An 11,854-nucleotide genomic window follows, 5' to 3' on the forward strand; every position below is an offset into this window, starting at 1 on the left:
TCTCTCACTCGCTCTCGTCGGCTGATTCATTCCCCAGGCTGCCGTCGAACCAGGCGGCGGCGTGCCGCGCCCGCTCCAGGCAGTCCTCGAGGTCGTCGCCGTAGGTGTTGACGTGTCCCACCTTGCGGCCAGGACGGATCTCCTTGCCGTAGAGGTGGACGCGGAGCCTGGGATCGCGCGCGAACGCGTGCGGGTAGCCGTCGTACAGATGGCCGGCCTCGGGGTCGCTGCCGAGGATGTTGACCATCACGGTCCACGGCTGACGAGGCTCGGGTGAGCCGAGCGGGAGGTCCATCACCGCGCGAAGGTGGTTCTCGAACTGGCTGGTGACCGCGCCGTCCTGGCTCCAGTGACCGGTGTTGTGGGGACGCATCGCGAGCTCGTTGACGAGGATGCGGCCGTCGTTGGTCTCGAAGAGCTCCATCGCCATGATGCCGGTGACCCCGAGCTCCTTGGCGACGCGCAGCGCGGCCTCCTGTGCCTGGGTCGCGAGCTCGGCACTCAGGTCCGGTGCGGGGGCGATCACCTCGTGGCAGATGCCGTCACGCTGCGTCGTCTGGACGACGGGGTACGCCGCGGCCTGGCCGCTGGGCGAACGCGCGATCAGCGCGGAGAGCTCGCGACGGAAGTCGACGAGCTCCTCGGCCAGGATGCGTACGCCGGCCTGCTCGGCGGTGGCGAACGGCTCGGCGCAGTCGTCGGCCGAGCGGACCACCCAGACGCCCTTGCCGTCGTACCCACCGCGGGTGGTCTTGAGCACGCAGGGGAAGCCGAAGGCGGCGACCTCGTCGACCGAGGTGACGATCGCGTTGCGCGGGCACGGGACACCCAGCTCCGCGAGCTTCGTCCGCATCTCGCCCTTGTCCTGGGCGTAGACGAGCGCTTCCGGCCCGGGGCGCGGCGAGTGGCCAGCGGCCTCGAGGGCGTGGAGGTGCTCGGTGGGCACGTGCTCGTGATCGAAGGTCACGACAGCGCAGCCCTCGGTGACCTGGAGGAGCGTGTCGAGGTCGCGGTAGTCGCCGACCTGCTGGTCGGGGATGACCTGCGCGGCACTCACGCCCTCCGCCTCGGCGAGGAGGCGGAGCGGGAGCCCCAGGTTGAGAGCGGGCGCCGCCATCATCCGGGCGAGTTGGCCGCCGCCGATGATCGCGAGGGTCGGTCGCCCAAAATCATGGGAAGCACTGTCGGACACGGGCGTCACCCTATCGGTGGAGGCCTGCGTGTCCCGCTTCGAGCCCGCGAGGTCCGCGGGTTGGTGTGCCCTGGTGCCATCCATGGGCATGTGGACGCACCAACCCGGGGTCAGGCTCCGTCGTCGTCCCCGCTCAGTCGGTGCAGCTCGGCCGCGACCTGCAGCTGGACCTCCTCGACCCGCGGGATGTCGGCCAGCTCGACGCGGCCACCCGTGCTGGCATCGCTGACCACGAGCGTGCCGCAGCCGAAGAGCCGGTCGATGACGCCCATCTCGAAGTCGACGCCGCTGATCCGGTTGAGCGGGATCGTGCGCCCCTCCTTGGCGATGAGGCCCGAGCGCTTGATGAAGCGCCGCGTGGTGAAGGTGTACGTCGTGGTCAGCCACCGCACGAACGGGGGAAGGGCCATCGCAAGGACCAGGAGTGCGAGCAGCCGTGCACCCCAGCGCAGCGCGGCATGGAAGATGCCCAGGTCGTTGTCGCCGTCCGGCACCTTCGGCGGCTCCGCGATGCCCGGCGTGAAGGACCACGCCACCAGGACCAGCGCCACGAGCAGACCCAGCACCGGCAGCACCAGGGCCTTCGCGTGCGTACGGGTCGAGACGACGACCTGCTCGCCGTCGTTCAGCAGGCGCGCGGGAAACGTGCTCACTCCGCGGGCCGCACGTGGATCACGTCGCCGGCCCCCACGGGGACCTCGCCCGTGCCGGTGTCGACGACGAGGCGGCCGCCCGCGTCGATGTCGACGGCCGTTCCCGTGAGCGGCTCCCCAGCTGGTACGTCGACACGCACCGCCTTGCCGATCGTCACGCACTCCCCGGCGTAGGCCCGGCGCAGGGCGTCGGTGTCCTGGATGAGCGGGAAGAGCGAGTCGAGGCTGGCCAACACCATGGCGAGCACCTCGGTGCGGTCCGGGACACCTTCGACGAGCTGCTCGAGCGAGGTTGCGGCCTCGATCGGCAGCTCCGAGGAGGCCTGGTGCACGTTGATGCCGATGCCGAGCACAGCGGCAGGGCCGGTGGGCGTGTCGACGCGCTCCACGAGGATGCCGGCCAGCTTGCGCGGGCCCCGCGGGTCGTCGACGACGATGTCGTTCGGCCACTTCAGGCCGATGCCGTCGGCGCGGTCGTCGAGCGCGGCGTGCACGGCGTACCCGGTGAGGAGGGGCAGCCAGGGCCAGCTCGCCGGCTCGACCTCGGGACGGACCAGGACGGAGAAGGTGAGGGCGGCCCGGGGCGGCACCTCCCACGTCCGGTCGAGGCGTCCGCGACCGGAGGTCTGGTGCTCGGCGACGATGACCAGACCGGCCTCGGCGCCCTCGCGGGCGCGCGCCGCGACCAGCGCGTTGGTCGATCCGGCCTCGTCGACGATCTCGACAGTGTGAGGAAGTCGACGGGGATCAAGTGGCGGTCGGGACTCCAGCGGAAGCGTCATGGGCACTACATTGGCGCAGCACACCAACAGGAGGCCAGACCCCCATGAGCGCACTCGAGTCGACTCCCGAGATCGACCTTCACACCACCGCCGGCAAGCTCGCCGACCTCGAGCGTCGCGAGAACGAGGCCGTTCACGCGCCCGCCGCCAAGGCGCAGGAGAAGCAGCACGCGAAGGGTCGCAAGACCGCCCGCGAGCGCCTCGAGCTCCTCTTCGACGAGGGCTCCTTCGTCGAGCTCGACGAGTTCGCCCGTCACCGTTCGACGGCGTTCGGGCTGGAGAAGACCCGTCCCTACGGCGACGGCGTCGTCACCGGCTACGGCACGGTCAACGGCCGCCAGGTCTGCGCCTTCTCGCAGGACTTCACCGTCTTCGGTGGCTCCCTGGGCGAGGTCTACGGCGAGAAGATCGTCAAGGTCATGGACCTCGCGATCAAGACCGGCTCCCCGATCGTCGGCATCAACGAGGGTGCGGGTGCCCGCATCCAGGAGGGTGTCGTCTCCCTCGGCCTCTATGGCGAGATCTTCAAGCGCAACACCCGCGCCTCGGGTGTCATCCCGCAGATCTCCCTGATCATGGGCAACTGCGCCGGCGGCCACGTCTACTCGCCGGCCCTGACCGACTTCGTCGTCATGGTCGACCAGACCTCCGCGATGTTCATCACCGGCCCCGACGTCATCAAGACCGTCACCGGCGAGGACATCTCGATGGAGGACCTCGGTGGTGCGCGTGCGCACAACTCCAAGTCCGGCTCCGCGCACCACATGGCGGTCGACGAGGAGGACGCCATCGAGTACGTCAAGGGCCTGCTGGACCACCTGCCACAGAACAACCTCGACGAGCTCCCGGTCTACGACGCCCCGGCCGACCTCGAGCCCAACGAGCTGGACCTCAAGCTCGACACGATCATCCCCGACGGCGCGAACCAGCCGTACGACATGCACGAGGTCATCGAGACGATCCTCGACGACCAGGAGTTCCTCGAGGTCCAGGAGCTCTTCGCCCCGAACCTCATCATCGGCTTCGGCCGCGTCGAGGGCTCCCCGGTCGGCATCGTCGCCAACCAGCCGATGCAGTTCGCCGGCACGCTGGACATCGACGCCTCCGAGAAGGCCGCGCGCTTCGTCCGCACCTGCGACGCGTTCAACATCCCGGTCGTCACCCTGGTCGACGTCCCCGGCTTCCTCCCGGGCACCGACCAGGAGCACACCGGCATCATCCGCCGTGGCGCGAAGCTCCTCTACGCCTACTGCGAGGCGACGGTCCCGCTCGTCACGATCATCACCCGCAAGGCGTACGGCGGCGCGTACGACGTCATGGGCTCCAAGCACCTCGGTGGCGACATCAACCTCGCGTGGCCCACCGCCCAGATCGCGGTCATGGGCGCGCAGGGGGCGGCGAACATCATCCACCGCCGCACGCTCTCCGACCTAGCTGCCTCGGGTGCCGGCACCGACGCCGTCGAGGCCAAGCGCGCCGAGCTCATCGACGAGTACGAGACCACCCTGGCCAACCCGTACATCGCGGCCGAGCGTGGCTACATCGACGGCGTCATCCGCCCCCACGAGACCCGCGCCGAGATCGTCAAGGCGCTGCGTCTGCTCAAGGGCAAGCGCGTCGAGCAGCTGCCGAAGAAGCACGGGAACATCCCGCTCTGATGGCGGCCTCGACGGAGAACGAGACGGCGGAGACCGTCGTGGAGGAGCAGAAGCCGCTCCTCCGCGTGGTCTCCCCCCACGCCACCCCCGAGGAGATCGCGGTGATCACCGCGGTCTTCGCGGCCATGGGCTCCGGCGACGCAGCTCCGGTGAAGAAGCGCCCCTCCGACTGGGCCTCGCCGGCGCGACGCGTGCGTTGTACGCTCCCGCACGGCCTCGGCGGCTGGAAGGCCTCGGCCCTCCCTCGCTGAAGCGGCGCTCAGCTGCACCCGATCGACATCGAGGCGGCGCGGACTTGCAGGAATCCTGCGAGTCCGCGCCGCTTCGACGTTCCTGGCCGTGGGTCCGCGCCGAGTCGGCGACTAGCCTCAACGCGTGATGATCCCGCGCTGGCTCCTCGACGGCATCGTGGCCGGTGAGCTCGACCTGGCCTTCCGGCGCTGGACCCGCCGCATGCACGTCCCCGGCGGCACCCAGCGCACGGCGTACGGCGTGGTGCGCTTCGAGGCCGTGGACGTCGTGGACCTCGACGCGATCACCGAGGACGACGCCCGTCGCGCAGGGCAGCCACTGGAGCGGATCCGAGCGGTCCTCGGGCGCAAGGAGGGTGACGTCTACCGGATCCGCCTCTCCTACGCCGGTGCGGACGACCGGGTGGCGCTGCGCGAGAAGGCCCGGCTCACTCCGAAGCAGCGCGACGACATGGTGGCGACGCTCGCCGGCATGGACGCGCGGAGCAAGCGGGGTCCGTGGACCCGCCAGCACCTGGAGCTGATCGAGGCTCGGCCCTCGACCCTGGCCGAGGAGATCGCGGCCAGCATCGGGCGCGAGAAGCTGCCCTTCAAGGCCGACATCCGGCGCCTCAAGGAGCTCGGCCTGACCGAGAGCCTCCGCCCGGGCTACCGACTCTCGCCCCGCGGCCGTGCCGTGCTGCGCCACCTGCGCTCGCTAGACGGCCAGTAACTCACGTACGCGCCGCCTCGGCGCTCCCACCGTGCAGGTACGCGCCGCCTCGGCGCTCCCACCGTGCAAGTACGCGCCGCCTCGGCGGATAGGGTCGCGGGCGTGACCTTCGTGCTGGCCTCCCAGTCCCCCGCCCGCCTCGCCACGCTCCGCAAGGCCGGTCTCGACCCGCAGGTCATCGTGAGCGGCGTCGACGAGGACCAGCTCGCGGGGCTGCCTCCGGTCGAGCTCGCCCTGCGCCTCGCGGAGCTCAAGTGCGCCGCTGTCGTCGAGAGGGAGGACCTGCCGTCCGACGCCGTCGTCCTCGGCTGTGACTCCGTGCTCGAGCTCGACGGCGAGGCCCTCGGCAAGCCCGGCACGCCCGAGGAGGCGACCCGGCGCTGGCAGGCGATGCGCGGTCGCACGGGCGTGCTCGTCACCGGCCACGCGCTCCACGACACGGCCAGCGGCCGCACCGTCTCTGCGACGGCGGCCACCACCGTCCACTTCGCCGACGTCACCGACGCCGAGATCACGGCGTACGTCGCCACGGGCGAACCACTCCATGTTGCGGGCGCCTTCACCGTCGACGGCCTCGGAGGGGCCTTCGTGACCGGCATCGAGGGTTGTCATCACAACGTGGTCGGTGTCTCCCTGCCACTGGTCCGCACGCTGCTGGCGGATCTCGGCCGCTCGTGGACCGATTTCTGGGCGCGGTACTGAGTCCCACAAATGTGAGTGGCGGTCCACACATCGGCGGAGGGTCCCCGGGAACCTGATGTGCCCCTAGACTCCGGACGAGCCCGACATGGAAACAGGAGTGTGCCGTGCCCGAGATCAAGCCCCTGCAGAAGGTCCTCATCGCCAACCGTGGTGAGATCGCCGTCCGCGTCATCCGCGCCTGCAAGGACGCCGGCATCGGCTCCGTGGCCGTGTACGCCGAGCCGGACCGGGACGCGCTGTTCGTGCGCCTGGCCGACGAGGCCTACTCGCTCAACGGTTCGACGCCCGCCGACTCGTACCTCGTGATCGAGAAGATCATCGCCGTCGCCAAGGAGTCGGGCGCCGACTCGGTCCACCCCGGCTACGGCTTCCTCGCCGAGAACGCCAACTTCGCCCAGGCCGTCCTTGACGCCGGGCTGATCTGGATCGGTCCCTCCCCGGAGGCGATCGACGGCCTGGGCGACAAGGCCAAGGCCAAGCAGATCGCCCTCGCCGCCGGCGCGCCCCTCGCCCCCGGCCTCAAGGACGCGGTCGAGAACGCCGACCAGATCGTCGAGTTCGCCAAGGAGCACGGCCTCCCGGTCGCCATCAAGGCGGTCTTCGGTGGCGGCGGTCGCGGCCTCAAGGTCGCCCGCACGCTCGAGGAGATCCCCGAGCTCTTCGAGTCCGCCACCCGTGAGGCGATCTCCGCCTTCGGCCGCGGCGAGTGCCTCGTGGAGAAGTTCCTCGACAAGCCGCGCCACGTCGAGACCCAGTGCCTGGCCGACCAGTACGGCAACGTCGTGGTCGTCTCCACCCGCGACTGCTCGCTGCAGCGTCGCCACCAGAAGCTGGTCGAGGAGGCCCCCGCGCCATTCCTCACCGACGAGCAGAACCAGCGCCTCTACGAGTCGTCCAAGGCGATCCTGCGCGAGGCGAAGTACGTCGGCGCCGGCACCTGTGAGTTCCTCGTCGCCAACGACGGCACGATCTCCTTCCTCGAGGTCAACACCCGCCTCCAGGTCGAGCACTGTGTCTCCGAGGAGGTCACCGGCATCGACCTGGTCCGCGAGATGTTCCGCATCGCCGCGGGCGAGGAGCTCGGCTACGACGACCCCGAGGTCCGTGGTCACTCGATCGAGTTCCGCATCAACGCCGAGGACGGCGGCAACAACTTCATGCCGGCGCCCGGCACGCTGACCAAGTGGAACCCGCCGGCCGGCCCCGGCATCCGCGTCGACGGTGGCTACGAGGTCGGCGAGACGATCCCGGGTGCCTTCGACTCCCTGGTCGCCAAGCTGATCGTCACCGGCAAGGACCGCACCCAGGCCATCGAGCGCTCGCGCCGCGCCATCGCCGAGTTCGAGGTCGACGGCATGCCGACCGCCCTCACCTTCGACGAGGTCATCGTCAACGACCCGGCCTGGGTGGGCGCCTCCAACCCGACCGGCGAGGGCTCCTTCGACGTCTACACGACGTGGATCGAGACCGACTTCAACAACACCATCACGCCGTACGCCGGCGACGCGGGCGAGGCCGAAGAGGCCGGCGAGCGCCAGAAGGTCGTCGTCGAGGTCGGTGGCAAGCGCCTCGAGGTCGTCATCCCGGCCGGCCTGGGTGGCCTCTCCACGGGTGGCGGCGCCGCCGCGGCCAAGAAGCCGAAGGCCGCTCGCAAGAAGGCCGGCGCCGCCGTCTCCGGTGACGCCGTCGCCTCCCCCATGCAGGGCACCATCGTGAAGATCGCCGTCGAGGAGGGCCAGGAGGTCGCCGAGGGCGACGTCATCGTGGTCCTCGAGGCGATGAAGATGGAGCAGCCGCTCAAGGCGCACAAGGCCGGCACCGTGACCGGTCTCGATGCCGAGGTCGGCGTCACCGTCACCCAGGGCGCGGTCATCTGCGAGCTCAAGGACTGATCTCATCCAGCACGCCGAAGGGCGCCCACCTCATCGAGGTGGGCGCCCTTCGTGGTTGTCGCCCGGGCTTGCGGTGCCGGAGCTCAGGTTGTCTTCGTGGGCACACCGGAGAAGGTGAAGTACGTCGACTTGAGGCCGAGCTTCATCCGGAAGTCGCTGCCGTAGACGTTGTCGACGAGTGTCGCCTTGCCGTCCTTCGTACCGCGCAGCCGGAGCTTGTTGATCCGACCGCCCCACTCACCGTTGCCGTCCCGACTGAGCACTTCGATGGACGTGAGGTTGCCCAAGGCCGGCCACCGTCGCTCGATCGCTGCCACGTCGACGGTCGTGGTCCAGTTGTGGTTCGGGTTGCCATAGCTGCCGTCGGCGCGCTTCCAGCCGTCGTACGGATCCTGCTTGGCCGGGAGGTAGGGCACCGAGCCTGCGCTGGTCCAGCCACCGCTGCTCGAGGAGAACTGCGTGAACGCCGGCGTCCCGTTGTGCGTCAGGATCACCCCGCGCGTGGCGTCGATCGCGACGTTGCTGCCGGCTGCCTCGCGGTCGTAGCCGCCGTAGACCTGGCACTGCGTGGTGTCACAGATGTCGTAGTGGGTCGCGCGCGAGGGCGTGGAGAGGTCCCAGGCCGCGTAGCTCCGGGCAGCGACGGCCTGCGATGCGACGGCGTCGGGGTCCCACGACGACGGCATCTCCGCGGGCACGACGCCACGGAGGTAGCTTTCCAGGGAGAGCAGGTTGACCGTGTCGCGATCGGTCGAGCCGGCGGTGGGTCGCGCGGCGTACAGGCGGCCGCGGAACTGGTGGCTGGTGCCGCCGTAGTAGAGGCGGATCGGACGCCCGCCGGCCAGGAACGCTCCGTCACCGGTGAAGGTCCACCAGCGCTTCCAGGTGCCCGCGAGCAGGTAGTCGACGGCCGTGCTGTTATCTGCCGTGACGGTGAGGCGCCAGCGGGTCGCGCCGTTGGCGGGCAGCAGGCGAACCTCACGCGTCGCCGTGGCGAGCAGGCGGAGGTTCGACCGCGGCGCCACCACGACGTCGCGCGAGGTGTCGGCCGAGATCAGCACACGGACCGTGCGCGAGAGCGTCGCGCGCGTCGTACCGGGGTAGTAGAAGGACGTGATCTGCTGCCAGGTCAGCCCCTTCAGGGCGGCGCCCTGCGCGCCGTACTGCGACATGCCGTGGCCATGGCCGTAGCCGTGGCCGGTCAGCTTCACCGCGCCCGTCGCGGGCATCGTGTACGTCGTCGTGGCTGCCGAGGCGGGCGTGAGGAGAGGACCGACGGCCACGAGAGCCGTCCCGACGAGGAGGCTGGACAGGGCGGCCGTGGTCCGACCGAGGGCACCGCGGCGCATGAGAGAACTCCGTGACTGATGTGACTGTTGGGAACCGTGAGACTCCAGCATGCGCGGGCGCGACGGCGCCTGTAAACCGCTCTGCGGGAACTACAGAGCTGGAATTCGTAGCCCGCAGTGACTAGTCCCTCAGGACTGGTGCAGCCGGCGCGCGGCCTCGGCGATGGAGCCGGACAGCGACGGGTAGACGGTGAACGTCTGGGCCAGCTGGTCGGCGGTCACCTTCATCGTGACGGCGAGCGCGATCGGGTGGATCAGCTCACTGGCGCGCGGCCCCACGACCACTCCCCCGAGCACACGCCGCGAGTGCGGGCTGACGAAGAGCTTCACGAAGCCGTCCTGGATGCCCTGCATCTTGGCGCGGGCGTTGGTGGCGAGCGGGAGCATCACGCCGTCGGCCTTCACCTCACCCGCGTCGACGGCGTTCTGGCTGACCCCGACGGTGGCGATCTCCGGCGAGGTGAAGACGTTGGACGCCACGATGCTGAGGTCGAGCGGCGCGACCGCGTCGCCGAGCACGTGCCACATCGCGATGCGGCCCTGCATGGCCGCGACGCTGGCGAGCATGAAGACACCGGTGCAGTCGCCGGCGGCGTACACGCCCCGGGCGGTGGTCCGCGAGACGCGGTCGACGGTGATGAAGCCTCCGGCGTCGAGCGCCACGCCGGCGTCCTCCAGACCCATGCCCGTCGTGTTGGGCACCGAGCCGAGCGCGAGGAGGCAGTGGGAGCCGGTGACGCTGCGTCCGTCCTCGAGCTCGACGGTGACGGTGTCGCCGTCCCGGCTGACCGACTTCATGCGGGACTTGCCGAGCACCTCCATGCCCCGCCGCTTGAAGACCTCCTCGAGGACCTCGGCAGCATCGGCGTCCTCGCCGGGAAGGACCCGGTCGCGGCTGGAGACGAGGGTGACCTCGATGCCGAGCGCGTTGTAGGCACTGGCGAACTCGGCGCCGGTCACGCCGGAGCCGACGACGATCATCTTCGTCGGGGTCTCCTGCAGGTCGTAGACCTGCTCCCAGGTCAGGATCCGCTCGCCGTCGGGCCGGGCGGTCGGCAGCGTGCGCGGGCTGGCGCCGGTGGAGATGAGCACCGCGTCCGCGTCGTACGACGTCTCGGTGCCGTCCGCCGCGGTGGCGACGACGCGACCCGGGCCGTCGAGCCGGCCGCGGCCCTGCACCACCGTGACGCCCTCGGAGGTGAGGCGCGTGGCGATGTCGGCGGACTGGTCGGACGCGAGCTGCTTGACCCGGGCGTTGATCCGGCCGAGATCGATCCCGACGGCCCCGGCCGCGTCGCCCTCGTGGTCCTGTGTCGTGATGCCGAGCACGGAGGAGCGTGGCAGCTCAGCCATCACCTCGGCGGTGGCGATGAGGGTCTTGGACGGTACGCAGTCGGTGAGCACGGCGGAGCCGCCCAGGCCGTCGGTGTCGACGACCGTCACCTCCGCACCCAGCTGCGCGGCGACCAACGCCGACTCGTAGCCACCCGGACCGCCACCGATGATCACCACGCGCGTCATGGGGGCATCCTCTCAGGTCCGGCTCGACCCGGCGCACCCCTACGATCGCTTGGTGACGACACACGCCTCCGCGCCACCGCAGGCCCCCTCGACCCTGCTCCGCATCTCCGCGGTCCCGCTGATGCTCGTCGCAGGCGGCGCGGTCGCCGTGCAGTCGGAGGTCAACGGCCGCCTCGCCACGGCACTGGGTGACGGTCCGCGGGCCGGCATCGGGGCGGCCGTGCTCAGCTTCGGCACAGGGCTCCTTCTGCTCGCCCTGCTCACCACATTCTCCCCCACCCAGCGCCGCAACGCGGCCGCGCTCATCTCGGGCCTGCGCCACCGCACCATCCGCCCGGTGGAGCTCGTCGGCGGCCTGATGGGCGCGTTCCTCGTCTCGACGCAGGGCATCACGGTCGGCACGATCGGCGTTGCCCTCTTCAGCGTCGCGCTGACCGCGGGCCAGTCGGTGAGCTCGCTCGTGGTCGACCACCTCGGCTTCGGGCCCGCGGGACACCAGGCGCTGTCGGTGCCGCGGGCGGTGGCGGCGACCTTCGCGGTCGCCGCGGTGCTGCTGGGCACCGGATCGAGGCTGGCCGACGAGGTGTCGGTGCAGCTCCTCGTGTTTGCCTTGCTGGCCTTCCTGGCCGGCGCCGGGTCGGCGGTCCAGCAGGCGCTCAACGGGCGCGTCTCGCGGCATGTCGGTCCGTGGGTCACGACGCTCAACAACTTCGTGGTCGGGTGGACCGCGCTGCTCGTCGCGTTCGCACTCAGCCTGCTGCTCGACGGACGCCTCGACGGCCTGCCCGGCACGTGGTGGCTCTACCTCGGCGGCGTGATCGGTGTCGCGTTCATCTGGCTCGCGGCCCTGCTGGTGCGCGTCCACGGCGTCCTGGTCCTGAGCCTGTCGATGATCGCCGGCCAGGTGGTGGGCGCCCAGATCATCGAGGCGATGATGGACCACGGGTCGGTCGGCCTCGCCGGCTACGCGGCGAGCGGTCTCACCGTGATCGGCGTCCTCCTCGCCCTCGGCCTGCGGCCCCGCGAGAGAGGCCCGGCCTGACAGGAGGGCAAGGTTTTTTGCGCACCGACTTAGGTATCTTTAAAACGCAAAAGCCGCTACGCTGTTCTTGTGAGCCACCTTACGTCGCCCTCCGTGACGG

11 protein-coding genes are annotated in these 11,854 nt (G+C 70.4%); 6 read left to right on the forward strand and 5 right to left on the reverse strand.

Annotated features, from left to right (window positions below):
* Positions 1-4 precede the first annotated feature (4 nt).
* From VLF38_RS02140 to VLF38_RS02150, 3 genes are all read right to left on the reverse strand, one after another.
* Positions 5-1,192: a 5-(carboxyamino)imidazole ribonucleotide synthase gene (locus tag VLF38_RS02140; protein WP_325269643.1), complete on the reverse strand. Its 1,188-nt coding sequence runs from the start codon at positions 1,190-1,192 to the stop codon at positions 5-7.
* 110 nt (positions 1,193-1,302) lie between these two features.
* Positions 1,303-1,845 (reverse strand): PH domain-containing protein, encoded by a 543-nt coding sequence (locus tag VLF38_RS02145; RefSeq protein WP_325269644.1) that lies wholly within the window; start codon positions 1,843-1,845, stop codon positions 1,303-1,305.
* The gene (locus VLF38_RS02150) at positions 1,842-2,627 is read right to left on the reverse strand and encodes a biotin--[acetyl-CoA-carboxylase] ligase (protein WP_325269645.1); all 786 of its coding nucleotides are present in this window, start codon (positions 2,625-2,627) and stop codon (positions 1,842-1,844) included. Before VLF38_RS02150 ends, VLF38_RS02145 begins: the two co-directional genes overlap by 4 nt.
* A 44-nt stretch (positions 2,628-2,671) precedes the next feature.
* On the opposite strand from VLF38_RS02150, the gene VLF38_RS02155 reads away from it, so the two are divergent.
* The 5 genes from VLF38_RS02155 (at position 2,672) to VLF38_RS02175 (ending at position 7,842) form a co-directional block, all read left to right on the forward strand.
* Positions 2,672-4,285 (forward strand): acyl-CoA carboxylase subunit beta, encoded by a 1,614-nt coding sequence (locus VLF38_RS02155; RefSeq protein WP_325269646.1) that lies wholly within the window; start codon positions 2,672-2,674, stop codon positions 4,283-4,285.
* Positions 4,285-4,536 (forward strand): acyl-CoA carboxylase subunit epsilon, encoded by a 252-nt coding sequence (locus VLF38_RS02160; RefSeq protein ID WP_325269647.1) that lies wholly within the window; start codon positions 4,285-4,287, stop codon positions 4,534-4,536. The genes VLF38_RS02155 and VLF38_RS02160 overlap by 1 nt, the downstream gene beginning before the upstream one ends.
* Positions 4,537-4,663: 127 nt before the next feature.
* Positions 4,664-5,248 (forward strand): hypothetical protein, encoded by a 585-nt coding sequence (locus VLF38_RS02165; protein ID WP_325269679.1) that lies wholly within the window; start codon positions 4,664-4,666, stop codon positions 5,246-5,248.
* Between the two features lie 102 nt (positions 5,249-5,350).
* Complete coding sequence (locus VLF38_RS02170) at positions 5,351-5,950, forward strand: nucleoside triphosphate pyrophosphatase (protein WP_325269648.1); 600 nt, start codon at positions 5,351-5,353, stop codon at positions 5,948-5,950.
* A gap of 122 nt (positions 5,951-6,072) precedes the next feature.
* Complete coding sequence (locus tag VLF38_RS02175) at positions 6,073-7,842, forward strand: acetyl/propionyl/methylcrotonyl-CoA carboxylase subunit alpha (RefSeq protein WP_414689351.1); 1,770 nt, start codon at positions 6,073-6,075, stop codon at positions 7,840-7,842.
* A gap of 83 nt (positions 7,843-7,925) precedes the next feature.
* Here the strand turns inward: VLF38_RS02175 and VLF38_RS02180 are convergent, their stop codons facing one another.
* Positions 7,926-9,191, reverse strand: coding sequence for a SpoIID/LytB domain-containing protein (locus tag VLF38_RS02180; RefSeq protein WP_325269650.1), 1,266 nt, complete (start codon positions 9,189-9,191; stop codon positions 7,926-7,928).
* 129 nt (positions 9,192-9,320) lie between these two features.
* Positions 9,321-10,712: an NAD(P)H-quinone dehydrogenase gene (locus VLF38_RS02185; RefSeq protein ID WP_325269651.1), complete on the reverse strand. Its 1,392-nt coding sequence runs from the start codon at positions 10,710-10,712 to the stop codon at positions 9,321-9,323.
* 52 nt (positions 10,713-10,764) lie between these two features.
* On the opposite strand from VLF38_RS02185, the gene VLF38_RS02190 reads away from it, so the two are divergent.
* Positions 10,765-11,754: a DMT family transporter gene (locus VLF38_RS02190; protein WP_325269652.1), complete on the forward strand. Its 990-nt coding sequence runs from the start codon at positions 10,765-10,767 to the stop codon at positions 11,752-11,754.
* Positions 11,755-11,854 lie beyond the last annotated feature (100 nt).

The organism is Nocardioides sp. (assembly GCF_035481145.1).
Lineage (GTDB): Bacteria > Actinomycetota > Actinomycetes > Propionibacteriales > Nocardioidaceae > Nocardioides.